This is a genomic window from Treponema sp., from assembly GCF_045657965.1.
Lineage (GTDB): Bacteria > Spirochaetota > Spirochaetia > Treponematales > Treponemataceae > Treponema_D.
Genome location: NZ_JAZOUG010000086.1, coordinates 1 through 25,427, shown reverse-complemented (window position 1 = coordinate 25,427; position 25,427 = coordinate 1). Strand labels below are relative to the sequence as shown.

The following is a 25,427-nucleotide window of genomic DNA, read 5'->3' as shown; positions in this document are numbered from 1 at the left end:
TGAGTAGTCTTTTTTATTTTAAATCATGTTATAGCGTTATTTTTTTATATCCTTGAAAATAAAAAGCGTTACAGGAGGAAGCAAGTATGGGTAACGCATTAAGTGATTTGAATAATATTCTTTTTTCACAGGTTCAAAGGCTGGCGAACGGCGAAAATCTGAATCCTGAAGATATGAAAAAGGAGATTGAAAAGGCAAAAGCCATTGAAGGACTTTCTAAGCAGATTATCAGCAATGCGAAATTGCAGCTGGATGCGGTGAAGTTTTCTAATACCAGCAGGACGGCGGCAAGGCAGATGCCGGATGTTCTGCAGAATAAGAACGCTAACAAGCTGATTGAAAATAAGAATCAGAAAATTCTGGTGGTGGATATGGAAACCGGAAAGCAATGTGAATTCAAGAATGTTCACGAATCCAGCCAGGCGACGGGCGTGCCGGTGGCTAAGATTCTTTTCTGCATCGAAAGCGGAAAGGAATATCAGGGTTATGCTTTTGACGAGGTGTGCTAAATGAAAGGTAAACCAATTAAGTGGCCGGATGAATGTGTGGATTTTTTGCGCGCCTGGTGCCCTTTCTTTTTGGATAAGGAGCTGGCGGCAATTTTAAGCGCTGACTGGGATATGAATATTGACAGGCGGATTTTGAACGCATTCAGGCTAAGAAAAGGAATTAAAACCGGAAGAACGGGTTATTTTCATACGGCGGAAAATCCGGGATATGTGCCGCCTAAAGGGTCGCATCTTTCGCCAGCGACGGAATTTAAAAAAGGCATGAAGCCGCATAATACGGCGGCGGTGGGAACTAAGGTGAAGGATGCTGACGGCTACTGGAAGCAGAAAATTGCGGAGCCTGACAAGTGGGAATATATTCACCGGATGATCTGGGAAGAAGCTCACGGAAAACTTGACCGGCAGGTTCCGGTTGTTTTCTTAAATCAGAACAAGGATGATTTGCGGCTTGAAAACCTGATGGCGATTACGCGCGGGGATTTGGTGACGCTGAATCACACTATGAAACTTTCTACTGATGCGGAAATCAACAAAACAATGATTATTACTGCAAAATTAAAAAGCGCGATTTTTGGCGCGACTACTCACGTGAGTGGTAAAAAATAAGCTGGGGGAAAATATGCGGGTGATTGCTATTAGTGCAAAAGGGGATGAAACTTTAGAATTTAAATCTTTACATGAAGCGGCGCACTGGGCGGGGCTGGAATCTGGCAGAGAGATTAAAGGGCTGATTGACAGCGGGGGTGAATACAGGGGCGTTTTTTTTGACTGGGCGGATGAAAAGATGGAATCTTCTAGCGTAACAGAAAACAAAACACCTGGGCGGACGGAATCGGATGGAAATTGTGAGAAAAAGGAAAAGAAGCCTTCTAAGTGGGATGATCCTGAATATGTAAAAAAATGGCGGCATGAATGGTATTTGCAGCATAAGGAATACATGAAAAATTATGCTAAACAATATGCGGAAGACCATAAAGAAGAACTGGATCAGTACAGGAAGGCTAACGCTGAGAAAATCAAACAGAAGAAAAAGGAATGGCGGGAAAAGCACGCTGAGGAAATACGAGCTTATAACCGGGAATATTTTAGGAAAAGGCGGAAGGCTAAAAAGGCGGCGGAAAATGAAAAAAATTGAAAAGGTTTTGAAAATCAAACTGCGGAAAAATGAGGTTCCGGCCGGATTTGGCGCGCGGGTGGAAATCCTGCGGCCTACTTCTTTCTTTTGGCGGCGACAGCTGGAAAGTTTAAGGGTGCAGCTATACTACGGGTATGCTTATAGGATCGAAACGGTTTTGAAATATGGATTAAACAGCTGGACCGGGCGCGTGGAAAAAGTGAATATTTTTTATAATGACCGCAAAAAGAAATGGTGGTATAAGATTTTTATACAGGTTGATGGGATGAAGATTTGATTTGCAATGCACTGGAAACGGTGCATTTTTCGTGTTTTTTTTGAAAAAAGTTATTGACACTTTTCAATAATTGCAGTATATTTATAAGTGTCAGGGGGTTGGTGATTCACCCAGGACAAGGAGCAAAACATGGAAAACATTCAGATTAAAGAAGGTTCAATCTTTTACAGCAGCTGGGGTTATGACCAGACAAACATTGACTTTTACCAGGTTGTAAAAGCAACTGCAAAAACTGTTTGGCTTAGAAAGCTGAATGCAAAGGTTGAAGAAAAAGGCTTTATGAGCGGCGACACTATGCCGGTTGTAAACAGCTTTTATGATGATGAAATCCTTAGAAGAAGGGTTTCTGATTATGGCTGGGGACCGCGGGTTTCGATTGAAAGTTATGCTTCCGCTTCCCTTTGGGACGGCAAGGCTAAAACCTGCAGCTGGTATGCTTAATTAAAAAGCCAGGGCGCAAGCCCTGGCGTTTGGAGGTGGTGGAAATATGGTGGAAGCTGAAAAGAAAAAAGACGGGCGTGGCGGTGCGCGGGCTGGATGTGGGCGGAAGGCTACGGGAAGGCAGAAGATTTATGCTACTACGGCGATTGCCGGAACGCCGGAAGAAATTGAAAAGTTGAAAAAGGCGGCGGCGGCCGCTGGAAAGTCGGTTTCACGGTTTGTGCTGGACATGATTTAATTTTTCTTCAAATTGTGATATAATCTTTGCAGTGATTTACACGGAGGTTTATATGAACAAGGTTGGAAAATTCTTCAGGAATTTATTTTTCGTTTTGGTGGCTTTGCTGGTGGTGCTGATTATTGCTTTTAATATCGACACCAGGAAGAAAAAGGCTGCGGAAGTTCCAGCGGCTGAGGTTCTGACGGTTGAAGCTGCGGCAAATAAAACAGCTGATAACAAGCCGGAAGTTTATGTTTACTGGAACGGAATGCAGGCAGCTTTGGCAAACCTTACAAAAATTAAGGATTTTGATAAATACTACGGAATTGTTTCTATTGCTGATTTTGAACACTTTTCTGATGATGATTATTTGAAAACTTTGGAAAGTGTTGAAAAAAGCGGAATCAGTTATTTAGCTGTTAGATGCTTAGACACTAACCAGGTTTTGGTTATTCATGATGTAAGTAGATACGGAACGGCAAGTTTTGGCACTATGGACGAGCGCGGGAACTTGCAAAAGTTGCTTTATTACTTTACTATCGAAAACGGAAAGGTTCTGCGTTTAACTGATGCAGAACTTGACGCGCTGGAAAGTGCGAAAAATTAAAACAGGCTTTTTTACCAGTCAGACATTCAGGCGGCTGACTTGCCAGCACGTTGATTTGTCGGCGTAAATCGTGCAGGGACTTAAAAAGAGGAATGGCATCCTAGTCCTGACGACAAGGGACAAAATGCTATTAAAGGGCAGTTTTCACTGCCCTTTTTTATTTTTAAAGCGCGTTCATTGCGTCGTTGTAAAAGACCTGCATTTCCTTTGCGGCCATTTCACTGGCAGGTTTAAGCCAGGGATTTGCCGGGGTGATTGTGGATTTATGTTTCATGTTCAGGACCATTTTCTTTTTGAATGAAATTGCATCGCCGGACTTCCTGAATGATGTTACTTTGAAAACGCTGTTGTTATAGCGAACAAAACCGCCGGTATTTTTTGCGACAAAGGCACGGGCTACGGAATTACTTTTCTTTGAGCCGTGGCCGGATGCCATTGGGATTATCTGCGATTTAATTTTTGAATAATACATTGAAGCTGATACGCGGTTTTTTGGATTTCCGCGGCGGGCTGTTACTGTTGGAATGATTAGGTTTCCGCCAGAAGAACTTCTTTTTGTTCCGCCGGATTCCTGACGGGCCATGTATTCAGCGCGATCTAATATTCCGGTGTAGCTGGCAAGGTTTACAACGGTGTTTGCCTGCTGGCATTTGGTATAGCGCACGCTGTTTGCCGTAAAATTATTACGGGTAATGAAATTCTTATGAATATTTTCTTTTGCGTACTCTGACGCCTTAAACGCTGCCTGATTCAATGACAGGGCGGCGGCTTTAATCATTGTGTGGTGTGCGTCGTCGTATGCTTTGGAAAATGTGTTGAATGTTTTAATTGAACTCATGGTTTTATTTTTGGGCGGGTCTTATAAAAACGCAATAACAAAAAAAAATGTCCGTGTATGGAACACGGACTTGTGATTCACCCGAAGGAAGCATCTTCAGATACTTAAAAATATAACACATTTAGCGTTTTTGTCAAGGCGGAAAGAAATTCACGCTATATGTGGGGAATTTTCCACAAGTTTTCCACTCTTGTGGATTGATATGAGTACTCACGGGGATGCTGAAACAAGTTCAGCATGACGGGTGCAAGCTCAGCACGGCAGGTAAAGGAAAATAAAAGTTGATGTTATAGCGTTATTTATAGTTTGAATTGAAAATGAAAACCATGGGCATACTTTTAGACGATCCAGACGGAATCGGAAATTTAACAGGAAAGCAATATTGGGAAGTGCAGCTGAGAAACAAAAAGGTTCTGCTGCAGAAGGTGCAGGAAGGAATTTTGCATTTGTCTTCTGCTTCCGGTGCAAACAATATTGTTTCTTACACTATCGACACAGGACAGGATAAACAGACTGTTACACGCGCCGACTTGTCTTCTTTGAAATCACTGGAATTTAATCTGCAGAAAGAAATTGCGGCTTTGGAAATGCAGCTTTATAACAATGCGCCGCGAATAATTCAGCCGGGGTATTGATATGGGTTTGTTTAATTTTGGAAAAAAGAAGGAATCTCAGATAATGGCAATGCCGGAAAAAACGCTGAATAATTACGGCGTTTACCTGCGGGCTTTGGCTGGGGATTCCTGGAACGGTTCAAAGTTTGCTGGTAGTTTTGGTCCGATTGATGATTTTACTTTTGTTGACTACTGGACGCTGAGAAAAAGAAGTTTACGTTTATTTCGTGAAAACATTTACGCAAAAGGTATTATCCGCCGTTTAATCTGGAATGAAATTCACACTGGACTTGTGGCAAGTCCGGTTCCAGAAAGTTCAATTATCTGGCCTAAAGAAGATCCGACTGCACGGGAAGAAAAAGGCGTTCGTTTTGGCGAAGAAATTTCTACACAGTTTAATTTATACGCAAATACACCGACTGTTTTTGACTGGGGAAAGCATCGCAATTTTGGCGAGTTCCAGGCACAGGTTCGCTTTGAATCTTTGGTTTGCGGCGATGGAATTATTATTTCAAGAATTGACAAAGACACACAGCTTCCGCGCTGGCAATGGGTAAACGGCGATAATATCAGAACGCCGGATAATTACTCATGCCCACCGGGCGGATATATTAAGCATGGTGTTGAGTTTGACAAGAACGGAAAAAAGATTGCATTCCATGTTAGAAGCGAGGTAAACGGAACGGTTACTTATGAGCGTGTTCCGGTGCGCGGTAAACATTCCGGCCGTTTAATCAGCTGGATGGTTTATGGTTCAGAAACGCTTCTGGATGATACACGCGGGGAACCGTTCCTGGCTGATACTCTTTATATGCTTAAAGACCTTGACCGCTACCGTGATGCTGAAACACGCGCTGCGGTTGTTAATGCTATGCTTGCCTATTTTATTGAGCGTGGCGGAAACAATACGACTTTCACACGTCCTACTGACGGGCTTGCTTCCCGCTTACGGCCGAACAATATTGAGCCTAAAGGCTACATGGAAGAAGGACCGCGGCAGGAAATTAAAATCACTGAACCTGGTACGATTTACGATAATCTTTTGCCGGGTGATCATATTCAATCATTCCAGACTAACAGACCTAACGTTAACTATTCCACTTTTGAACAGGCTGTTTTAAGCGCTTTGGCTTGGACTCACGGCATTCCGCCGGAGATTTTAATGCTGAAGTTTGGCAGCAACTATTCTGCATCACGCCAGGCAAATAATGAATTTGAAGTTTATCTTTCACGCCAGGTAAAGAAAAATGCTGATGATTTCTGCCAGCAGATTTATGAACAGTTTGTAACTCAGGCGGTTTTGACCGGGCAATTAAATCTTCCTGGATTCATTGGCGCTTACAATGATGTTTCAAAATGGCGGATGATTTCTGCCTGGCTTAGCTGCGCATGGATTGGCTTGAATCGTCCGGCTGTTGACAGGCAGAAGGAAGTTTCTGCTAGTCAAACGGCGCTTGATAATGGACTTTCAACATTTGACATTGAAGCAAGAAGAACCTGCGGTTTGAGCTTTGCCCAGGTTATGCAGACGCAAAAACGCGAACGCGAGCTTATGGAGCGCATGGGATTCACGCCGCACACTGACGAAGATAACAACGGAAAGCCTGCTTATTCTTCCGGCAATAAGGATGATGGCGGCGAGGATGGCGACGATGGAAACAACGGAGCCATTTAGCTGGCTGAAACATGAAGCTGAACTGAAGCGTGAAATTGATGCTTTGGAAAAATTGGTTGCGGAACTTAAAGCGGATCTGAAAGAAAAGAACGGTTTAGTGAGCGACTGGAAAAAACGCGCATTAGCGGCGCAAACGGCGGTAATGCAGGCGTATATGATTGCGCTGCGTGAACGCTGGAACGCCGCGGAAGATATAAAACCGCCGATGGGCGTTCTGGTCTGGTGCCAGAGTTATGGCGGGGTTCAGAAAGCTGCGTTTTTTGTGGAGGGTGAAACATGGTACACGGAAGACCACAAGAAAATGCACGTGGAATGGTGGCAATATTTGCCATTACAGAAATAAAAGGAGGATGCTATGGAAAACATGGATAAAGAACTCTTTTTGAAAATGTATGCAGATATACAGGAAAACAGCAAGGTGATGGCAAGGGTTGAGGAGAAAGTTAACAACATTGTAGTTGTAACTGAACAGCAGCAGAAACAAATAAACAAGCTCATTGAAGATAATATTAAAAACCAGCAGGACAAAGAGGAACTGAAAAAAATCAGCAATAAACTTGACGGGGCTTTAACAAGAATTGATTCGCTGGAAAAAAAAAGCGGTCAGGTTGCGTTAGGGGCCTGGAAGAAAATAGGACTTGTAATTCTTACGGTTGTAGTAACTGCCGTAACAACGGGCGTAATAACCGCAATTACAACAGTTCTAAAAAAATGAGGTAGAAGAAATGGCTGAAGAAATCAAAGATGTTACCAGCGACGAAGCTGGAAAGGACGAAAAGAAATCTAAAACCGGAATTAAAAATCTTTCTAAGCTGGGAATTATCCTGGCAACGGTAGAAATGATTGCTATTCCGGTTTTGAAGTGGGCCGGCATCCTGAAAGAAGTTGACATTGGCGATGTTATAAAAATTGCCATTGGACTTGTGGCAGTGTGGACGCCAGGCTTTATTTCTATCTGGCTGGATAAAATTGCAGCCGCATTTATTGCAAAGTTTACGGGCAAGGTTGAAGGCAGTTCCAGCGGCGAGGTTTTACAATGAAAGCGATGTTAATTTTGTGCGGCGTGCTTTTTCTTCTTTTGGTGATTTTTATTTTGCTTTTCGTGATATTTCGTAATAAGGCGAAAAGCTACAAAGAGAGTTACCAGGAAGCGCAAAAGCGCAATGAAGAATATGCGGCTGAGCTTGGAAAGGCAAAGGCTGCAGAATGGATCAAAAGCGACGAAAGGAAAAAGACGGATGAAAAGATTAAGGAAACTAACAGCAAAACTGGCCGTGATAAGTTTGATGCTATTAACGACGGGTTGCGTAACAACAGAAATAAAAACTAGAACTGTAGTTCCTGCTGTTGATTGGCCGGTATTCCCGGATCCGGCAGGAATTGTTGTTTATGACGATGTTACCGACATGGTTTCTATGCCGCTGGAATTTTACGAAAGAATCTATGAATACAAGCTGCGGGTTGATGAAGCTGAAAGGGTTTATCTACTGCAGAAAGCAATCTTTGAAAAGGATAATCCTGAAAAATAAGCGGAGGGCATTAAATGAACTTAGCGGAATTTTTGAATAAGTACACCGGAAAGAAAGTGGACTTTGACAAGGTTTATGGGGCGCAATGCGTTGATTTGTTCCGGCAGTATTGCCAGGACGTTTGGCAGATTCCGCACACTGGTGGCGTGGAAGGTGCAAAAGACTTGTGGCTGAACTATGACAAGATGCCCGGCGAAAAAGAATATCTTTCAAAGGTGACAGGTTTACCGGCCGCCGGGGATGTTGTTGTTTTTAATGCTACGAAAACAAACAAATATGGTCACGTGGCTATTTTTTTAGGCGCGATTGATTATGAAAACATTCTGGTATTTGAGCAGGACGGCTTTAAGCAGGATGGCGCAAAATACGGAACCAGAGGTTTTGACAATATTCTGGGATTTTTTAGAAAAAAATGATTGAAGTAATTATTTACATTGTCATTTTTCTTTTTGTTGCTTTTTTTGCTTTTGGGGCTGCGTGGGTAAATTATGAAGAACACAAGGAAAGAAAAAGAGAATTAAAAAAGGCTAAGGAAAATTAAAAGACTGCTAAGGCGTTATGTTATAGCGTTTTTAATTGTCTGGCTTGAAAATGGGTACTATATGAAAGAGGTTTTGATTAACAAACAGATTGGTTCTGACTGGTGGGAGGAAGGCATCACGGCTGACTTTGTGCGCGATGAACTTAATGCTGCCGGTGATGATGAAATCAGAATCACTATTGACAGTCCTGGCGGAAGTGTTTGGGATTGTATTGCGATTTATAACACTATCCGTGACTTCTGCAGAAATCATAAAAATAAAATTACTACATACATTGTGGGCATGGCGGCAAGTTCTGCCAGCGTGATTGCGCTTGCAGCTCATAACGCTAACAGCAATAACAAGATTGTTGTTGAAGATAATTCTGTTTATATGATTCATAAGGCATGGCAGATTGTAATGGGTAACGAAGAAGATCTTGCGGAAGCTGGTGAAGCTCTCAAAAAGATTGATAACGTTATTGCTTCTGCTTACGCAAAAAGAACCGGACGCGACACAAAAGCCCTGTTGGATGAAATGAGCAAGGAAACCTGGCTTTATGGTCAGGAAATTGTTGATGAAGGTTTTGCGGATGAAGTTATTTCCGCTTCTGACAATGCGGAAGAAAGTGAAGAAAACATTCTGACACTTGCTCAGGCAAAGGTTACTTCTACACGCGAGCAGATGAAGGCTGTTAGCGCAAAAGAGTTTATGAACAAGGTTGCGGCTTGTGCGACTATGGAAATTCCGGGCGGCAAAAAGCCCGTAAATAATAATTCTGCGAAAGCAGAAAATGGAGGGCTGGAAGTTATGACAGCTGAAGAATTTAAAAAGGCAAACCCTGAAGCATACGCTCAGGTTGTTGCTGAAGCAAAAGCCAGTGGTGTTCAGGAAGAAAGATCACGCACTGACGCTTTGCTGAAGATGGGTGAAGTTGCTGGCTGCCCGGAGGTTGCCGCTTCTTTCATTCGTGATGGGTCAGCCGTTGCAGAAGATAAGGTTCAGACTACTTTCTTTGAAAAGAGAGTTGCAAAAGCTAATCTTGATGCACAGGCTAAAGACGAAACAACTATTCCTGCGGCAGTTACACCAAAGGACGACGGCCAGGTTGATGAAAAAGAAATCATGGCTGCTTTTGAAAAGGAAATAGGAGCTTAAAATGGGACAGATGGCTGGAAACATTGAAGTGAAAAATCACAATCCCGATAACCTTTTTATCGGTAACAATAAGTTTGTAAGCGGCACTGTAAAACTTGCAGCTTCTGGAACTGCAAAAGACGGTTATGTTCTTACGCATGACCTTACAAACAATGTTTGGGAAGTTGCAACAGCTTCTACAATCGACGATGGACTTCCTATGGGAATTCTTGCTACACGTGACGACATTGTCAATACAGATTCGTCAAACCCAGCTTCTTTTGCTGGTCAGCGCATTTGTATTGCCGGTGACGTAAACAAGAACCTTTCTTCTATCGGAGGAACAGGTCTTACAGATGTTCAGGGTGAATACCTGCGTGTTCAGGGAATTTACAACATTGATGCAAAACAGATTGGCACTTTTGACAATCAGTAAAACAGGAGAAGAAAATGGATTTTTTGAAAGCCGTTCTTAAAAAGTTCACTGAAGATGCGCGCATGAATAAGCGCGGATTCTTTACAACTTTCTTTAAAACTACACCTGAAGATTATACTGACGGTGAACATGTTGAAATTGACATTGAGCGTTCAGGCGATTATGTTGCGCCTACTCTCAAAGATGCACGCACTGGAAGCGTTGTTATTGATGAAGACGTTTTCACAGAAAAACGCTTTAAGCCGCCTTATGCTGCACTTTCAACACCGGTTCCACTTATGGACCTTTTGCAGCGCCAGCCTGGCGAAAGCGATACTGCAGAAGTACGCGGCCAGTGGTTTGGTAGACTTGTAAACAAACTTACAAAGTCGCTCAGCAAGTTCCATCGTATGTTCAAAGAAAACATTGAACTTCAGTGCGCTCAGATTTTGCAGACTGGTGTTGTAACACTTAAAGACGCAAACGGTGCTGATGTTTACACTTTGAACTTTAATGCAAAGGGAACACACATTGTAACAAATACAAACAGCTGGGATGGAAACTCTGCTGATCCTATCGGCGACCTTCAGGGTCTTTGTGATGTTATCAATGACGATGGAAAAGCTACACCACAGATTGCTATTTTTGGTGCTACAGCTTGGCAGCATTTCATTTCTAACGCTGCTGTTAAAGACATGGTAAAGCGTGACGGAATGAATCTTGGCGCATTGAATCCTGGCCTTCTTAACAAGGGCGGCCGCTATATGGGTTACATTGACGTTTCTTCATACCGCCTTGAATGCTGGGTTTACAACGATTCTTACAAGCGTGTTGACGGTTCAACAGTTTACAAGTTCCTTGATACAAACAAGGTTGTTATTACTACAGCTATTGAAGATCTGGACTTCCGTATTGTTTTCGCCGGTGTTCCTACACTTGGAATGAAAGAACCTTTTGCTTCTGTAATTCCTTCAGAAGTAACATACGACGGATTTATCCGCTGCCATAACCGCGTATTTGAAGACGCTACACAGGACACTTATACAGCTGAATCAAAGATGCGCGCACTTGCCATTCCGGTTTCTATTGACCGCTTTGGCTGTTTGACAGCAGTACACTAATCCTTTTTGGGGGCGCTTATATGAAAACTTATAAGATTGCTCCCGGAAAAAGCCTTGTGGCGAAAAGCCGCGTGTACGGTCCGGGAGAAGTAATTACTGAAGATTGTTTTGGCGATAACAAAACAATTACTGAGCTTTTGAAAAGCGGAAGCATTTTGGAAGCATCTGAAAAAGCTGCTGAAAAGACAGAAAAGGAAGATGTTAAGGAAAACTTAACAACTGACAAGAAATCTAAGAAAGCGGCAAAAACTGAAGGCACTGAAGAAAATACTTCCGGTGCTAAGGCTGAATAATGGGATTAAGGGAACTTGCACTGGCTGATACCGCTATTACTCTGGAATCAGCCGATGGCGGAACAGCAGCATTTACATTAAGTGACAATAACGGACATTCCTGGTCTATTACCGGCATTGTCGGTGACATTGGATTCCTTGTTGATACGGATGGAAACGCTGTTGCCGGGAGGACAGTCTGGACAAGTTTCCGTTCAGACAGAGTAACGATTGACGGGAAAGCCAGGGAACCTGAACGCGGGTGGTCATTTAGTTACACTGATTTGACGGGCAAAAAATGGGATCTTAAAGTGCTTTACAGCGAACCTGACAGAACGCTGGGAATCACTAAGATTTATTTGGTTTTGAATTTAAGCGGTAGTTGATATGGCAGAGATAAACGAGCTTTTAAGCACACCTGATAACATTGAAACTATCCGTGATACTGTTGCGGCGATTTTGGCGATTGAGCTGGAACACCAGCACGAACTTGCTGTTGAAGCCGGGGATGTAAACGCGCGTGATTATGACGTTGGTGTTTATGTGGAAAATGATGATCCGATTCAGCAGGTAAATGCAGACAGTAACCCTTTTCCGCTTGTAAACGTTTCGATTGATGCAACGGATTCAGACAAGGGTTCTACTACAGTAAACAAGCATAATATGACTACAAAGATTATGCTTGATGTTTACGCTACCGGAAACACTTCCAGCAGCGAGGATGCCGGAACTAAGGCATCACTTAAAGCCTGGAAAACAGCGCGCCTGGTTAGAAACATTATAGGGGCTGAACCTTATACTTATTTGAGTTTGCAGGGCGTTGTTACAGGACGAGATATGACGAGCTTCCAGGCCGGCGAGCCTGCAAACTCTACGAGCGCAATTCGCGTAAAAATGATTAGGATAACTTTGGAAGTTACCTATATTGAAGATGTGGCAATTACTGGTGGTGTTTTGTACGAGTTAGGCGGAACGCTAACCATAAGCGACAAAGACGGTCACGTTTTTGTTGGATAAATTAGAAAACTTTTTGTTTTAAGGAGATAGCAATGGGTGTAACAGCTAGTGCTATAAGCCGTGTCACAGGTGTTGAAGTTTCTTATAAAAACTTCAATGTTGGTGCGGCTGCAATGCTTCCGCAGCGTTTAGCAATTATCGGTGTTGGTAATACCGGTGTTGACTACTCTACGGAAAAATACGAAGTGGAGGCCAGTGCGGCTGACGTTGCCGAAAGATACGGTTACGGTTCACCATTGCATCTGGCCGTGAAACAGCTCTTTCCGGTTTCTGGAAACAGCGCAACTTTCCCGGTAACAATTTACCCGGTTAAGGCTGGAAATTCTGACGTTGCGGCAGAAGGTTCTATTGCAATTACAGGACCTGCTACAAAGGCCGGAAGCGGTACAGTGACAATCGGCGGCATTGAAGCCGATTTTGCAGTTACAAAGGGTGAAACTGCGACTGAACTTGCAACTGCTCTTGTGGGCGCAATTAACGCCGTTCTGGATATGCCGGTTACTGCAGCTGTTGATTCAGAAGATACAGCAAAAGTTGTTTTGACCGCAAAATGGAAGGGTGCTAACGGTAACAGAATTCTTCTGGGCGCTGAATATGACGCTGAAGGCATTACTTTGACACTTTCTGCAATGGCTGATGGTGCCGGCGTTCCTTCTGTTTCTGGTGCTTTGGCTTTAATCAATACTGTTTGGGAAACAATGATTCTTAACACATTTGATTACAACGATTCTGGACTTTTGAATGAAATCTTTGAGTTTGGAAACGGCCGCTGGGGTACTCTTGTAAAGAAGCCTATTCTTTGTGCTACAGGATGTGTTGACGGTTATTCTACACGTACTGCAATTACTGATTTGCGTACAACAGACTATATCAACTTCCTTGTTGTTTCTGTTGGCTCTAAAGAATTGCCGTGGGTAATTGCTGCAAAGGCAATGGTAAACGATATTCTTACAACAGCTGATTCAAACCCAGCACAGAACTATAAAGGCCTTTTGACAGGTCTTAAAGCCGGCGCTGATTCAGCCCAGGAAGATTACACTGTAAGAAATATGTCGGTAAACAAGGGTTCTTCTACTAACATTAAGAATGGTAGTGTTGCCCAGCTGAACGACATTATTACAATGTATCATCCGGCTTCTGAAGGCAAATATCCTTCAAAACGCTATGTTGTAGATTTAATCAAACTTATGAATGTTGTTTACAACGTTCGTTTGATTATGGAAGCTGATTCTGTCGTGGGTGCGCCACTTGTTTCTGATACAACAGTAACAACTAACCCTTCTGCAATTCAGCCTAAGACTGTAAAGGGATGGTTTGCAAACCTTGCTAACAGCCTGGCATTGAAGGCACTTATCAGCGATCAGGACTTCACAAAGAAGAACACTATTGTTGAAATTGACAGCGAGAATCCAAAACGCCTGAACGTTTCCTTCCCGGTTAAACTTTCCGGCAACGTGGAAGTTGCATCTGTTGATGTACTCTTTGGATTCTATTTAGGATAAGGAGGAAGAAATGGCTGGCGGACCAATAGAAAGTATTGTAATTGCTGGAAGACGCTTCACTACTGATGGTGAAGATACCTGCGAAATTACTTATTCAGGATATAACAACGAAGTGAAGCCTAACGGTGACGGTACACAGCGCATTGTTAAAAGCGTTCATACCGGTGCTATTGAAGGCTTGAACCTTGTTATTGATCCAGCGCGTGATGATATGGAGTTCCTGAAGGAAATGCAGGATTCATGCGAGTTCCTGGAAGTTTCTGCAAGTTTGGTTGATGGAACTGTTATCAACGGTTCTATGCAGCTTACTGATACGATTGCCCTTGATTCAAAGGAAATGACGGCTGAAGTAACTTTGAACGGAACTTGTGAGAAACTTTAATTAAATAAAAGGCATCTGCGGCATTCCCTCCCACCCATGCTGCAGATGCTTCTACTTTTTAGGAGATTATTATGGCTGATGAAAAGAATGTTGCTATGAGTGACGATTTAGCGGTAACTGAGTTTAACCGCTGGGCTGAAGAAAACGGAATTGATGTTGATACAACTTCAATGAATGATGAAGAAAAATCAACTTTTGACAGCCAGAAAAGAACTATTGTAAAATCCATTGCAAAGGGTCAGACTGTTGTTAATGACAATGACGATCTGGAAATTACTTTAGGCGCGAAAAATCCGGAAGGATATGCCGGAACAAAACTTGTATTTAAGGCGCCTTCTGCTCAGGCTTATCTGGGAATGGATAACTTTAAGGCTAACCAGAACGTGCATAAAATGGTTGCTTATATGTCGGCAATGACCGGAAAAGATATTGCTTACTTCAGCAAAATTGCAAACGCTGACTTTAAGCTGTTTATGGCGGTTGCCACTTTTTTTATTACAAACTAAGCGTGGAAATCGCTTATAACGGTAGTAGAAAAAGGGTTCAGGCGGCGGCAGGTATTCCGGTAATGATTCGTGAAATTTACACTACTTATCATTTGCCGGTAATGCCTAAAGAATTGACTTTGGCGGATGTTCACTTCTGGTATGATCCGCTTATTCCTGAACTTGTGAAAATGCAAAATGAAAATAAGAAAAATAAAAAAGTAAAAAAGTAAACATACTTGCTAGGGGCCGTTTCTGTTGTTAATGAAAACGGCCTTTTTAGTTATAGCGTTTTTCTTCTTTTGGGGTGAAAATTAAAGCATGGCAAACAGATATAAAATAGCGACTGAATTTACGCTGATTGACAATGTAACAAAGAAATTAAGAAGCATGGGCGCGCTGGGTGACGGTGCCGGAATGGCGCTGAATAAAAGTTTTGCGGCTGCCCAGGAGCGTGTTAATAATTTTGGAAGAAGCATTGCAAACGCCGGAAAGATGGCGGCCGGGCTTGCTACAGGCGCGCTGGTTGCCGGTGTTGGTGTTGCTACTAAGCAATTTATTGATTTTGACGAAGCCATGCACGGGGCCGGCGCTGCGTTCAGTGATATTGATTCTAACGCTGCGGATTTTACTGACAGATTGCAGGTGATTGGAAAGGCGGCGCGTGAGGTTGCGGCATCTACTGAATTTGATGCTTTGCAGGCGGCTAACGCAATGGCTACATTGGCGCGGGCTGGTGTTGACAGTCAGAATTCTATCGCGCTTTTACCTGGTGTTGCTGATCTGGCAACAGCGGCTTGTGTGCAGCTGGATGAAGCTGTTGGAATGGCTGTTGGCGGTCTTAATACAATGGGAATGATGAGTAAAGATCCGCTGATTCTGGCTGAGAACATGAAGCGTTTAAGCGATGTTATGGCTTATACGGCCGACAGTGCAAACATGAGCCTGACGGATGTTTCTGAAGCCATTACACAGGGCGGAAATTTCTTTAAGACTGCAAATAATGATTTGAATGTATTCAGCGCAAGTTTAACAGCCCTGGCAAACAATTCTATTGTGGGTGCGGAAGCCGGCGTTCACTTGCGAAACATTATGACTAATCTTTCTGCGCCTACGGCTAAGGCTGAAAAGGCTTTGAATGAACTAGGCATTCAGACAACGGATTCAAACGGAAATCTTCTTTCCCTTACGGATATTGTGGGACAATTTGCCGGCGCTTTGGATGGCATGGGTGACGCTAAAAAGAATGCTTATCTTTATGACATATTTGGAAAACAAAACCTTGCCGCTATGAATGCGCTTATCAATACTGGTGCGGATGCAATGCGCAATTATGAAGAAGCGGCCAGTAATGCTACCGGAAGCGCGGCAAGTAAAGCGGCGGCTATGCGTTCCAGCATTGGAAACCAATTAAAGGTTTTAATGTCGGAATTGACGGAACTGGGCTTTAAGTTTGTTGAAGCGTTCCAGGTTGACGGCCAGAACCTTATTCAGTCTTTAACAACGGCAATTCATAATTTTGCAAACAGCGGAGCTTTAACTCAGGTTGCGGAAACTATAAGAACTATTGGAAGCATTATTGGCAGCGTGATTCAAGTTATATGGGCTTTGCGCGGGCCTATTATTGCGGTAACTGCTGCGGTAATGGCTTACCGGCTTGTTATGGATGGAACGGTTCTGGTAATGACAGCTTATAAAACTATTGTCGGAATTGTAAAAGGCGCTGAGCTTGTTATGGCAACGGTTAAGGGAACTGCTACAGCGGCGACTATTGCAGAAACGGCGGCTACTACAGCAGCAACAGGCGCACAGGTTGGATTTAATGCGGCGATTGCGGCAAACCCGATTGGCTTTATTATTACGGCCATTGTGGCTTTGATTGCTGCCATTGTTGCGCTTGTTATGAACTGGGATACGGTCAGCGCAAAAATTAAAGAATTCTTTGGCTGGGTTGCCGGGGTTGCGGTTGGAATCTGGGAAAGCATTGTGGGCGCATTTAAGGCGTTTGGCGAGTGGATAGGCGGTGTATTTACCGGCATTTGGGAAACTCTTAAAACAGCTGTTGGCGGCGCTTTGGACTGGATCAGTGAGAAATGGGCGGCCATTACTTCTTTCTTTACGGGCGGCGGTATAATTCAGGCTATAAGAAATATAGGCGCTTCTATATTCAACTTCATTATTGCGCCGGTTCGCAAGGTGCTTGAACTGGTGTCAAACATTCCAGGCGTGGGAAAACTGGCTGATAAAGGTCTTGACGGGCTGGATGCGCTTGAATCAATGATTCGCGGAGATTCTGCAGAAATTGCTAATTCTACACCGACACAGACACCCGCAGGCGTTGCGGAATATTCTAAGACGGTTACAAATAACAATAACAGTTCTGTTACAATCGGACTTGCGCCTGGATTGCAGGCTAATAATTACCAGCCGGCGCCGGAAGTTACAATTCAAAGAACAAGGTCGGGTTCGTTCTAAGTTTGCGTTATAGCGTTATTTACGGTTTTGACTGAAAATAATGCTATGGCGTGGAATGAAGAAATAACAGAAGCGGCTTATAATTCGCCTTCTGGTAAAAGACAGACTTTTATTTTTGAATCGGTTTCCAGGGAAACTGACCTGAAAACTGCGGCATATACATTCCCAGAAATGGACGGTCAGGAGATTCAATCTTTAGGCGTTGGCGGCCGCCGGTTCCCGTGCGTTTGTATTTTTACCGGTGAAGATTGTTTGAAGGAAGCTGATGCTTTTGAAGAACTTTTGAAAGAACGCGGAAATGGGATTCTTGAACATCCGATTTATGGCCGTGTTGATGTTGTTCCCACTGGTACGATTAAAAGAAGTGATGATTTAGTTTCAAAACTAAATGAATCTACTATCGAAATTACTTTTGCGGAAACTATTGTTTTAAAGAATTTTCCTGACAGCAGTATTCTTGGCGCTGACCAGATAAATGCCGCCCTGGGAAGTTTTGACGATGCGGCCGCTGATGAATTTTCAGGACTGATTGAAGGCAAAAGCATAACCGATAAGCTACAGCTTAATTCTATTGCTGATACTCAAAAAAAATCTATTTTCAAAGACTTTTCTTCTTTCGTGGATTCCATCGGAGATGCAGCTGACGGCATCCGCCAGAAAATGAATGACACAAAAGCTGCTATAAATCAGCTTACAAAGGGTGCTGATACTCTTGTAAACAATTCTGCGAGCTTTGCGCGGGCTGTTTTGCAGCTGGCGCGTTTTCCTTCTAAGGTTGCGGTCAGCGCGATGCAGAAAGTTACCGGCTATATGACAACTATTACCAGCATTGTGAATAATGCTAAAAAAGATCCGGTTGGTATAAATGCGATTAAAAATCAGTTTGCGGTTACAAACGTTGCTTGGGCCGGTATGGTTGCGGCTTTAAGTTCCGGTGTTTCATTGACTGCAGAAGAACAAAAAGGCGCAAGTGTTCCGACTGTTGGCGGTAATGATGGAAGTTCCGGCGGCGGTCAGGTTGCTAACGGCGCAATGAAAAGCCGGGCTGAAGTTATGGAAGCTGTTGCGCAAATTGAAAGCGCTTTTGTTGCTTATAAACAATATTGCGATAAGATTGTTGCTACTGATTCATTTGTAGATTGTTCTGACACATACGAAAATCTTTTGAATGTTGTTGTTTTGTCAGAAAAACTTTTGATTGAAAATTCATTCAGTTTGCCTTCTGTAAAAATTATTAAACTGGACCGTGACAGGCAGGTGGTTGAATTACTTTGTCAGCTTTATGGCGAAGATGGCTTTAACCGCATGGATGAATTTATAAATGACAATGCTTTGACAGCTGATGAAATTGTTTGCCTTCCGATGGGGCGGGAGGTGAAATATTATGTCTAAAACTCATACAGTAAAAAGCGGCGACACACTGGGCAAAATAAGCATTCAGTATTACGGCCGTTTTACTAAGTGGAATGACATTGTAAAAGCTAATCCACAGCTGGCCGGAAGAAAGACTGCGCCGGATGGTTCGCCGTTGATTTTTGCCGGGGATGTTTTGCTTATTCCTGAAGATGTGCAGCCACCTAAAGCCAGCGCGCCGATTCAGGCAAAACAAACTATTGTTTTAGATCCTGACGCTAAAAAGGATCTGGCTTTGTTTGTTGACGGCGTGAAGTTTACCGGATTTACAGGCTATACAGTTACCAGCGCGGTTGATACTTTTGATGCCTTTTCTTTTTCTTCTCTTTGGGATTCTTCTAATAAAAAATGTCGCGAGATTTTCCGGCCATTTACTTATAAACAATGTACGGTTTTTTATGATTCTGAAATGATATTCCAGGGCATTTTATTGCCAGCGGTTCCATCTGTAAGCGACAACGGAAATACAATTACAGTTCAGGGTTATCCGCGATGCGGGATTCTTGCAGATTCTTGTTTGCCTGATTCTTTATACCCGCCGGAATATAACGGCTTGACTTTGCAGGCCATTGCTAACAATGTTGCCGGGCCGTTTGGTGTCACAATTTTGACAAAGTGCGATTGTGGGAACAGTTTTGAAAAAGTTGAAATTCAGCCTGAAGATAAGGTTCTGGACTTTCTGAAGAAGCTGGCGGAACAGCGTGGTGTATTTTTAAGTAACAGCCAGGACGGCTCTTTGATGCTCTGGAAGCCGGAAGAAGAAGCTGTTAGCGCAACTTTTAAGGAAGGCGAAGCGCCTTTTGTGAGTTGCACACCGACTTTTGACGGTCAGAATATGTATTCCCATGTGATTGGTTTTTCAAAGGTTGAAGGCGACAAAGACGCTGAAAAATATTGTTATGAAAATAAACTTCTGCAGAAAGCAGGGGTTTTGCGCGTTTTTGCAAAAACTATTGATGATGCGGATTCCGGTTCACTGGAAAATGCAACTAAGGCAACAGCCGGAAGAATGTTTGCAAACAGCGTGAAATATGAACTGGTGGTTAGTGGTCATAGGGACAGAACCGGCAAACTTTACAGAAAAAATATGTGCATTTCTGTTTATGCGCCGGATGCGGAAATCTACCGGGAAACTAAATTTCAGGTTGATGAAGTGACTATGACTAGAAGTGACAGCGACGGTGAAAAGACAAAGTTTTCACTTGTTTTGCCTGGTGCGCGTGACGGCAAGCTGCCGGAGAGGTTCCCGTGGGAAGAATAGGAAAAAACTTAAAGGCTGAAATAGATCAGTACATAGAACAATGTATAGAAACGCGCCTGGGCTACAATCAAAGTGCTTTTACTTACGGCCCTTCTGGTGATGATTCGCCGCCAGTAAAGGACGACAGGATTGTTCTTGTTCAGGTTGATGGAACGGGAAAGTTTGTTGCTGCAGGCGTTTTGACAGTTTCGCAAGGTGCAAAACCTGGCGAAAAGATTTTGTTTTCACGCAATGCGGACGGTGAAGTTCAGGCAGTTTTGAAGATGCTGGAAGACGGCAAAGTGGAGCTAAAAACGCCGGAAGAAATAAAGGTTGAAAACGACAAGGGAATAACAATAAAAAGCGGCGCTGATATGTCGCTTGATGCTTCCAGCGGAAAGATGGAAATAAAAAGTACGGAAACGACTTTGACGGGCGGAATGGTGAAATGTAAAGGAACTGCTACGCCTAGCGGAACTGGTTGTTTTTGCGCCTTGCCGACTTGTCCGGTAACAGGCGCGCCGCATTCCGGCGAAATGGTAACGGGGGCTTAATATGCTTGATGGAACTGTAATGGGTGACGCTATTGCTGAAGCTATTATGGATGCGGGTGCATCTGCTGAAGGTAAAGCAATGTGTAAAGAATTTTGGGAAAAGGTTGGAAAAGCGATTGTGGAGCATATCACTACAAACGCACAGGTAAACAGTGGGATTCCGGTTAGTACAACTGGAACACAATCAGCGCAAACAGGTGCCACTACAGGGCCGGGGACAATATCGTGAGCAAGGTAAATTTTCAGGGCGATGTTTTAATTCATTCTACTAACGACGGCGGAGAAATTGACGTTGAAGACGGTCTTATTCAGGATTGTAACACTTTTTCAACGGCTGTTTACATCTCTCTTTTTGGCGGCAATAAAGACGATGTTGCCGGAAGAAATAAAGAAACCTGGTGGGGCAATTTGATTCCTGGAACTGATGGAAGCGAAAAGATTGTTTCACAATTCCAGGCGATAACCTGCGGTTTACCGCTGACTGGCGCGAACCTAAAGAAAGCTCAGACGGCGGCGGAAAGTGATTTGAAATGGTTTGTGGATGAAGGAATTGCGGATTCCGTGAGCGTTTCACTTGCTGCAGAAAATATTAAACGCGTGCGGGTAAGTGTGGAGTTTACAAAAGACGGTTCAAAGATTTTTGAATCAGCTTATTACTTTGAATGGGAGGGCGTGCAGAATGGCTTACGCTAATAAAAATATTGATGATGTTTACAATCTTTTAGTAACAAGTTTTCAGGAAAAGTTTAATTCTGAATTACAGATTTTGCCTAAAAGTTTTGTAAAGGTTTTGTGTAAGGTTTTGGCTGGGGTCTATATTATTCCGTTCAAACTTTGCGGATGGTTCTATTTGCAGCTTTTCCCTGATACAGCTTCATATAAAGATGTAATTATTCAGGGCCATAAAGTGAACCCGCTTATTAAGCTGGGTGATTTATTTGGCGTTCCGCAGCCAGCAAAGGGCGATTCCTGGAATGGAACTATCACTGTAATTGTTACGGATCCGGCAGCTGAAAAGGTTTTACAGCAGGGAACACAGCTTAAAAGCGATTTGACCGGACTTATTTATTGTGTTTCTGAAAATACGGCGCTGGATGCGGCGACTGTTGAAGTTCCGGTTTATTGTACTACGGCCGGAACAGCTGGCAGTCTGGCTGTTGATTCAGTTTTGAGGTTTGTTAATCCGCTTGCGATTTGCAGCCAGGAAGCAAAGGTTTCTTCTACTACTCAGGCTGGCACTGAGGATGAAACAGAAGCGCATTATAGGAAGCGCGTTCAGACACGTTATTCTACACAGCCACAGGGCGGCGCTTTGGCTGATTATAGAAACTGGGCTTTTGATATTGCAGGCGTTTTACAAACATATCCTTATAATGACGAAAACAGCCCTGGCGGTGTTTTGCTTTATGTTGCCGGAAATAGCGATTTATATACTGACAGAATTCCGGATTCTGCATTGTTAAAAGCTGTTGGCAATGCCTGCACTTATGATCCTGACACTGGCGTTCAGAATAGAAAGCCGATTACTGCAATTATAGATCCGGCTGGGGATGAAACTTATATCAATGTTATGCCGGTTAGAGTTACCAGCATAAACGTCTTTGTAAACAATTTAACAGGTGTTGCTGCTGCTGACTTTGGCGCTGATTTTAAGGCAGCGGTGGAAGATTTTCTTTTGAACCGTGAACCTTATATCCGCGGTTTAAGTGATGATAATAACCGAACTGATTCTATTTTGCGCAACAGTCTGGCCGGAATTGCTAACGATATTTGTACATCTTATAAAGGCGACTTTGGCGAGCTGTTAATGAACGCTGGCGGCGCTTCAATCAGTTCTTATACACTTGGCCAGGGTGAGCTTTGCAAGCTGGGTGATTTATACATTGATGGAGTGCTTTATGAAGAATAAATCTTTCATAGATGCCATTAAAAGCCTTCTTCCTTCCGGCCGTGTATTTGATATTACACAGGATAAGAACTTGCGAAAGCTATTTGAAGCTATTGCGGTTTTGCCGGATGGAATCAGGGACGAAATAGAGAATGTTTATCTTGATTTATTCCCTGATTCTACCAGAAGCCCGGAAGCGTGGGAAAAGGCTTTTCAGGTTATTTTTACAAAGGCTGAATTAAGCCAGCGCCGTGCGGTTCTGACTGCATTGTGGGCAAGTAATACAGGCGGTCAAGGTTTGGATGTTTTACAGGATGTTTTGCGGCTTATTTGGCCGGAAATAAACATTTTTGAAAACATTCCGACTGGAAACCCGCGTAAATCAAATTATGTTTACACGTGTGTTTGTAACTATAAAACGATGGTTTGCGGGAATAGAAATGCGGTTTGCGGAATGCGTATTGGTGACGAAACATTTAATCCGACAATTCTGCGAAATGACACTTCTTCGCCTTATTCTATCCCGAACGATGCTAAATACTGGCAATTCTGTTTTTATGTTGCAAAGTCGGTTGTAAGAAATGCCCGTCACCAGATTTTGTATGTAGAAAAGCTGGAAATTCCGGCTATATACAAAAACTATATTGAATACCTGATTCTTAGACTGAAGCCGGTTCAGACGGTTGCGGTTTTGGATATTGATTGGATCTAACGGAGGAAATTAGATGTTAAAAATTGATGCTAATTATAGCGACTACTACGACGGAACGGATGTTAATTATCCGGCCGGAAAAGCGATTGATGCTTCAGCTACAGATTCCATTGATGGTACACCGTGGCTGGCAAAGTTCTTTAATGACATTATTGGTGCGCGACAGGCTATCTGGAAGAAGGCATTTGGTAATTTGAACGGGATTTCCGGCAATGAAGACAATGCAAACAATTCAGATGTTCTTACTGCAATTTTGAAGCTGATTGACAATTCTTTCAATGAAAAGTTGTTTCAGGTTGAAATTGCTGGTGAAGAAACTGTAATTGCCTGGAACGATTTAGGGTTGACTTTTGATGCTGATGCTACTTATGCGGTTATTGTGAATGCCGCCGGGAATTATCCTGAGTTCCTTTCTTTTGGTGGTTCTGCTGAAAGTGATGGAATTCATATTTATGCCCGCCGCCTTGTTGACGGAAAAATTACACCAGGAACACGTCATGTTACATGGGGTGCGAGAAACTGGGGTGTTGGTTTATGGAATGATTACGCTTCTATGAACGTGAATCTTCAGGTTCAGAAGGTATCATAAATATTTTTGTCAAACGGGTAATTGCCCGGAGGAGCTTAAAATGACAAAGAAAATCGGTACTATTATCGGTTTGGTTCTTGTAGCTGTTGGCGCTGTTGCAATGTGGTTCTGTAAGATTCCTGCTGCAGAAATTGGCGCTTTTGCAGTAACAATGTTTGGCGCTGGTCTTGCTTGTGCAAATCTGTACAACGGGGCAGAAAAAAAGAACTGGCTTACAATCGTTGGAATTGCAGCGGTTGGAATTGGTTCTTTTGTACTTGGATTCTTTGGCTTGATTTCAAGCGATACAATGGTTTCTATGATTTCAATGATCATAGGTATTGTTGTTATCATTGCCGGAATTATCAGTACAGCAGTCGGAACAAAATTGGCTAAGAAAAAGGAGGCCTAAAGATGGTTGGAATTCCAGCAACTTGTAACACAAAAACAGACTGGGAAAATGCCGTTGAATATGCCGTGGTTCATAATGCCGGAAAAGGCGAAATGAAATCACGCCTGGAACATTTGCGCGATGATCACTACAAACTTGTTTTGAAAGAATCCAGCAAAGATGTTCCAGTGGAAGAACAGACACCGGAAGACTATGAAAAAGTAGAAGATCCGGCAGCTGAAAAAAATAAACTTGCAGTTAGCGATGAATGGATTAACGCTTTAATCGCTAAATTGGAATAGGAGTGAAAAATGGCATTGCATGAATATAAGGACCTTATAGATCCTTGCAGCGTTTCTTTGATTCCAGCTTCCAGCCCGGTTAAGGCTGTTGGTTCAAAGTTTCTTTCAAAGAAAAATCCGTTTGCCTACGATGAAGACAAATTGATTTTGAATCAGGGCGTTTCAATTCCTATCTATGATGGTTCTGCATGGCGTCCTATTATTCTTAAAGACAGCGATTTGGAGTTTGATCCAGCAGCTGCGCTTGATACAGGCGATACGCTTGAATTTGGTAAAGATTACTATGTTTATCTTTGCATTGATGGCGCACAGCCGGAAATCGTTATTTCTTTGAATTCTACTTTCCCTGATGGAAGCACAGCTTTGACTTCCAGAAGAACCGGAGGTTTCCATTATGGAACTATCCGCAAGGTTTCTGATGATGGAAAATGGATTCCTATTGATTCTACCGGGGCAAAATGGGGCGCAAGCGGTACAAAATGGCAGGATAATGTCACTGAAGGCATTGTTCCTAACAGCGTGTGGGATTTGATTCACAGACCGCGTGTTATTGCTCCTGGCATGGCTGAAGTTCACGGCGTATGGCAGGGCATCTATATTGCTTCTGCAGAAGAAACTATTTCCTTTATGGCCGGCACAAATAATCTGCCGATTGCCGAAGGTAAACTTGTTTCTAAATATGGAGCTTTGCCAGTTACCGGAACTGAAGGTTTGTCACAGTTCAACTTCAATGAACTTGCACACAAACAGGGAATGCGCTTATTGCGCTATAATGAATGGCTTGCTGGTGCATTTGGAAGCCCACAGGGCGAAGACGGTTCTAATAACTACGGTTGGACTAAAACAACTAACACCGGAAGAACTTACACCGGCTGCAGTGTTTCTACTTCTGACGGTAAGCATTCTGGTACAGGTGTTAAGCCTTATGCAGTTTCTGCGTATAACCTTACTGATTGTGCCGGAAATGTTTCTGAATGGACCTGCGACTATTCAATTCGCCAGGATTCAACTTCTTGGAACTGGCAGAACGTTCTTGGTGCTAATCAGGGTCAGGCTTATCTTCCTAACTCTGGCGGTCTGGTTGCGCTGCACTGCGGTAGCTACTGGGATAACGGCGTGCATTGTGGTCCGCGCACGGTGGTCTTGGACGTCTACCCGTGGAGCGTGGACACGTACATCGGTTCCCG

Annotated in this window: 39 protein-coding genes; 38 read left to right on the top strand and 1 reads right to left on the bottom strand. The window is 43.2% G+C overall.

Going from position 1 to position 25,427, the window contains the following annotated elements; translation table 11 throughout:
• The first annotated feature begins 86 nt into the window (after window positions 1-86).
• From ACKI5B_RS03225 to ACKI5B_RS03195, 7 genes are all read left to right on the top strand, one after another.
• Window positions 87-509, top strand: coding sequence for a hypothetical protein (locus ACKI5B_RS03225; RefSeq protein WP_407425777.1), 423 nt, complete (start codon window positions 87-89; stop codon window positions 507-509).
• A complete protein-coding gene (locus ACKI5B_RS03220; RefSeq protein WP_407425775.1) occupies window positions 510-1,115 on the top strand; it encodes an HNH endonuclease signature motif containing protein in 606 nt (201 codons plus the stop codon).
• Between the two features lie 13 nt (window positions 1,116-1,128).
• Entirely contained in the window at window positions 1,129-1,644 is a 516-nt protein-coding gene (locus ACKI5B_RS03215) for a hypothetical protein (RefSeq protein WP_407425773.1), read from the top strand.
• Window positions 1,631-1,921, top strand: a complete 291-nt coding sequence (locus tag ACKI5B_RS03210) for a hypothetical protein (protein WP_407425771.1) — start codon at window positions 1,631-1,633, stop codon at window positions 1,919-1,921. Before ACKI5B_RS03215 ends, ACKI5B_RS03210 begins: the two co-directional genes overlap by 14 nt.
• A 129-nt stretch (window positions 1,922-2,050) precedes the next feature.
• On the top strand, window positions 2,051-2,362 hold the full coding sequence (locus ACKI5B_RS03205; RefSeq protein WP_407425769.1) for a hypothetical protein: 312 nt from the start codon (window positions 2,051-2,053) through the stop codon (window positions 2,360-2,362).
• A gap of 46 nt (window positions 2,363-2,408) precedes the next feature.
• Complete coding sequence (locus ACKI5B_RS03200; RefSeq protein ID WP_407425767.1) at window positions 2,409-2,600, top strand: hypothetical protein; 192 nt, start codon at window positions 2,409-2,411, stop codon at window positions 2,598-2,600.
• A 52-nt stretch (window positions 2,601-2,652) separates the two neighbouring features.
• Window positions 2,653-3,189 carry a hypothetical protein gene (locus tag ACKI5B_RS03195; RefSeq protein WP_407425765.1) on the top strand — a complete coding sequence of 179 codons (537 nt, stop codon included), beginning with the start codon at window positions 2,653-2,655 and terminating at the stop codon, window positions 3,187-3,189.
• Window positions 3,190-3,352: 163 nt separating this feature from the next.
• Here ACKI5B_RS03195 and ACKI5B_RS03190 read toward each other — a convergent pair whose 3' ends face one another.
• Window positions 3,353-4,027 carry a hypothetical protein gene (locus ACKI5B_RS03190; RefSeq protein WP_407425763.1) on the bottom strand — a complete coding sequence of 225 codons (675 nt, stop codon included), beginning with the start codon at window positions 4,025-4,027 and terminating at the stop codon, window positions 3,353-3,355.
• 326 nt (window positions 4,028-4,353) lie between these two features.
• Between ACKI5B_RS03190 and ACKI5B_RS03185 the strand changes: the two genes are divergently transcribed.
• The 31 genes from ACKI5B_RS03185 to ACKI5B_RS03035 all read left to right on the top strand — a co-directional run.
• Entirely contained in the window at window positions 4,354-4,662 is a 309-nt protein-coding gene (locus ACKI5B_RS03185; RefSeq protein WP_407425761.1) for a hypothetical protein, read from the top strand.
• 1 nt (window position 4,663) lies between these two features.
• A complete protein-coding gene (locus tag ACKI5B_RS03180) occupies window positions 4,664-6,316 on the top strand; it encodes a phage portal protein (RefSeq protein ID WP_407425759.1) in 1,653 nt (550 codons plus the stop codon).
• Entirely contained in the window at window positions 6,294-6,659 is a 366-nt protein-coding gene (locus tag ACKI5B_RS03175) for a hypothetical protein (protein WP_407425757.1), read from the top strand. The genes ACKI5B_RS03180 and ACKI5B_RS03175 overlap by 23 nt, the downstream gene beginning before the upstream one ends.
• 12 nt (window positions 6,660-6,671) lie before the next feature.
• Window positions 6,672-7,031, top strand: coding sequence for a hypothetical protein (locus tag ACKI5B_RS03170; protein WP_407425755.1), 360 nt, complete (start codon window positions 6,672-6,674; stop codon window positions 7,029-7,031).
• Between the two features lie 10 nt (window positions 7,032-7,041).
• Entirely contained in the window at window positions 7,042-7,356 is a 315-nt protein-coding gene (locus ACKI5B_RS03165; protein ID WP_407425753.1) for a hypothetical protein, read from the top strand.
• Window positions 7,353-7,646, top strand: coding sequence for a hypothetical protein (locus tag ACKI5B_RS03160; protein ID WP_407425751.1), 294 nt, complete (start codon window positions 7,353-7,355; stop codon window positions 7,644-7,646). The genes ACKI5B_RS03165 and ACKI5B_RS03160 overlap by 4 nt, the downstream gene beginning before the upstream one ends.
• Window positions 7,603-7,845 (top strand): hypothetical protein, encoded by a 243-nt coding sequence (locus ACKI5B_RS03155; RefSeq protein ID WP_407425749.1) that lies wholly within the window; start codon window positions 7,603-7,605, stop codon window positions 7,843-7,845. The genes ACKI5B_RS03160 and ACKI5B_RS03155 overlap by 44 nt, the downstream gene beginning before the upstream one ends.
• Before the next feature lie 14 nt (window positions 7,846-7,859).
• Window positions 7,860-8,261 (top strand): CHAP domain-containing protein, encoded by a 402-nt coding sequence (locus ACKI5B_RS03150; protein ID WP_407425747.1) that lies wholly within the window; start codon window positions 7,860-7,862, stop codon window positions 8,259-8,261.
• Window positions 8,258-8,386 carry a hypothetical protein gene (locus ACKI5B_RS03145; protein WP_407425745.1) on the top strand — a complete coding sequence of 43 codons (129 nt, stop codon included), beginning with the start codon at window positions 8,258-8,260 and terminating at the stop codon, window positions 8,384-8,386. Before ACKI5B_RS03150 ends, ACKI5B_RS03145 begins: the two co-directional genes overlap by 4 nt.
• A gap of 61 nt (window positions 8,387-8,447) precedes the next feature.
• On the top strand, window positions 8,448-9,524 hold the full coding sequence (locus ACKI5B_RS03140) for a head maturation protease, ClpP-related (protein ID WP_407425743.1): 1,077 nt from the start codon (window positions 8,448-8,450) through the stop codon (window positions 9,522-9,524).
• Between the two features lies 1 nt (window position 9,525).
• Window positions 9,526-9,939 (top strand): hypothetical protein, encoded by a 414-nt coding sequence (locus ACKI5B_RS03135; RefSeq protein ID WP_407425741.1) that lies wholly within the window; start codon window positions 9,526-9,528, stop codon window positions 9,937-9,939.
• Between the two features lie 14 nt (window positions 9,940-9,953).
• Window positions 9,954-11,039 (top strand): major capsid protein, encoded by a 1,086-nt coding sequence (locus tag ACKI5B_RS03130; protein WP_407425739.1) that lies wholly within the window; start codon window positions 9,954-9,956, stop codon window positions 11,037-11,039.
• Between the two features lie 20 nt (window positions 11,040-11,059).
• Window positions 11,060-11,332: a hypothetical protein gene (locus ACKI5B_RS03125; protein WP_407425737.1), complete on the top strand. Its 273-nt coding sequence runs from the start codon at window positions 11,060-11,062 to the stop codon at window positions 11,330-11,332.
• Entirely contained in the window at window positions 11,332-11,697 is a 366-nt protein-coding gene (locus ACKI5B_RS03120; RefSeq protein ID WP_407425735.1) for a hypothetical protein, read from the top strand. Before ACKI5B_RS03125 ends, ACKI5B_RS03120 begins: the two co-directional genes overlap by 1 nt.
• Before the next feature lies 1 nt (window position 11,698).
• Entirely contained in the window at window positions 11,699-12,328 is a 630-nt protein-coding gene (locus ACKI5B_RS03115) for a hypothetical protein (protein WP_407425733.1), read from the top strand.
• Between the two features lie 32 nt (window positions 12,329-12,360).
• Window positions 12,361-13,830 (top strand): hypothetical protein, encoded by a 1,470-nt coding sequence (locus ACKI5B_RS03110; RefSeq protein ID WP_407425731.1) that lies wholly within the window; start codon window positions 12,361-12,363, stop codon window positions 13,828-13,830.
• 10 nt (window positions 13,831-13,840) lie between these two features.
• Window positions 13,841-14,212, top strand: coding sequence for a hypothetical protein (locus tag ACKI5B_RS03105; protein ID WP_407425729.1), 372 nt, complete (start codon window positions 13,841-13,843; stop codon window positions 14,210-14,212).
• Window positions 14,213-14,283: 71 nt separating this feature from the next.
• Window positions 14,284-14,718 carry a hypothetical protein gene (locus ACKI5B_RS03100; protein WP_407425727.1) on the top strand — a complete coding sequence of 145 codons (435 nt, stop codon included), beginning with the start codon at window positions 14,284-14,286 and terminating at the stop codon, window positions 14,716-14,718.
• Window positions 14,719-14,720: 2 nt separating this feature from the next.
• The gene (locus tag ACKI5B_RS03095) at window positions 14,721-14,930 is read left to right on the top strand and encodes a hypothetical protein (protein WP_407425725.1); all 210 of its coding nucleotides are present in this window, start codon (window positions 14,721-14,723) and stop codon (window positions 14,928-14,930) included.
• Window positions 14,931-15,018: 88 nt separating this feature from the next.
• Window positions 15,019-17,172, top strand: coding sequence for a phage tail tape measure protein (locus tag ACKI5B_RS03090; RefSeq protein WP_407425723.1), 2,154 nt, complete (start codon window positions 15,019-15,021; stop codon window positions 17,170-17,172).
• 45 nt (window positions 17,173-17,217) lie between these two features.
• A complete protein-coding gene (locus ACKI5B_RS03085; protein ID WP_407425721.1) occupies window positions 17,218-18,564 on the top strand; it encodes a DNA circularization N-terminal domain-containing protein in 1,347 nt (448 codons plus the stop codon).
• Window positions 18,557-19,846, top strand: coding sequence for a LysM peptidoglycan-binding domain-containing protein (locus tag ACKI5B_RS03080; protein ID WP_407425719.1), 1,290 nt, complete (start codon window positions 18,557-18,559; stop codon window positions 19,844-19,846). Before ACKI5B_RS03085 ends, ACKI5B_RS03080 begins: the two co-directional genes overlap by 8 nt.
• The gene (locus ACKI5B_RS03075; protein WP_407425717.1) at window positions 19,834-20,379 is read left to right on the top strand and encodes a hypothetical protein; all 546 of its coding nucleotides are present in this window, start codon (window positions 19,834-19,836) and stop codon (window positions 20,377-20,379) included. Before ACKI5B_RS03080 ends, ACKI5B_RS03075 begins: the two co-directional genes overlap by 13 nt.
• A gap of 1 nt (window position 20,380) precedes the next feature.
• Entirely contained in the window at window positions 20,381-20,608 is a 228-nt protein-coding gene (locus ACKI5B_RS03070) for a hypothetical protein (protein WP_407425715.1), read from the top strand.
• Window positions 20,605-21,072, top strand: coding sequence for a hypothetical protein (locus ACKI5B_RS03065; RefSeq protein WP_407425713.1), 468 nt, complete (start codon window positions 20,605-20,607; stop codon window positions 21,070-21,072). Before ACKI5B_RS03070 ends, ACKI5B_RS03065 begins: the two co-directional genes overlap by 4 nt.
• On the top strand, window positions 21,059-22,288 hold the full coding sequence (locus ACKI5B_RS03060) for a baseplate J/gp47 family protein (RefSeq protein ID WP_407425711.1): 1,230 nt from the start codon (window positions 21,059-21,061) through the stop codon (window positions 22,286-22,288). The genes ACKI5B_RS03065 and ACKI5B_RS03060 overlap by 14 nt, the downstream gene beginning before the upstream one ends.
• Window positions 22,278-22,979, top strand: a complete 702-nt coding sequence (locus ACKI5B_RS03055) for a hypothetical protein (protein WP_407425709.1) — start codon at window positions 22,278-22,280, stop codon at window positions 22,977-22,979. Before ACKI5B_RS03060 ends, ACKI5B_RS03055 begins: the two co-directional genes overlap by 11 nt.
• 13 nt (window positions 22,980-22,992) lie before the next feature.
• Window positions 22,993-23,568 (top strand): hypothetical protein, encoded by a 576-nt coding sequence (locus ACKI5B_RS03050; RefSeq protein ID WP_407425707.1) that lies wholly within the window; start codon window positions 22,993-22,995, stop codon window positions 23,566-23,568.
• Window positions 23,569-23,608: 40 nt separating this feature from the next.
• Complete coding sequence (locus tag ACKI5B_RS03045; protein ID WP_407425705.1) at window positions 23,609-23,959, top strand: hypothetical protein; 351 nt, start codon at window positions 23,609-23,611, stop codon at window positions 23,957-23,959.
• 2 nt (window positions 23,960-23,961) lie between these two features.
• Window positions 23,962-24,240: a hypothetical protein gene (locus tag ACKI5B_RS03040; RefSeq protein WP_407425703.1), complete on the top strand. Its 279-nt coding sequence runs from the start codon at window positions 23,962-23,964 to the stop codon at window positions 24,238-24,240.
• 9 nt (window positions 24,241-24,249) lie between these two features.
• Window positions 24,250-25,427, top strand: a 1,178-nt coding sequence (locus ACKI5B_RS03035; protein ID WP_407425701.1) for a phage major tropism determinant, incomplete at its 3' end; no start/stop codon positions are given.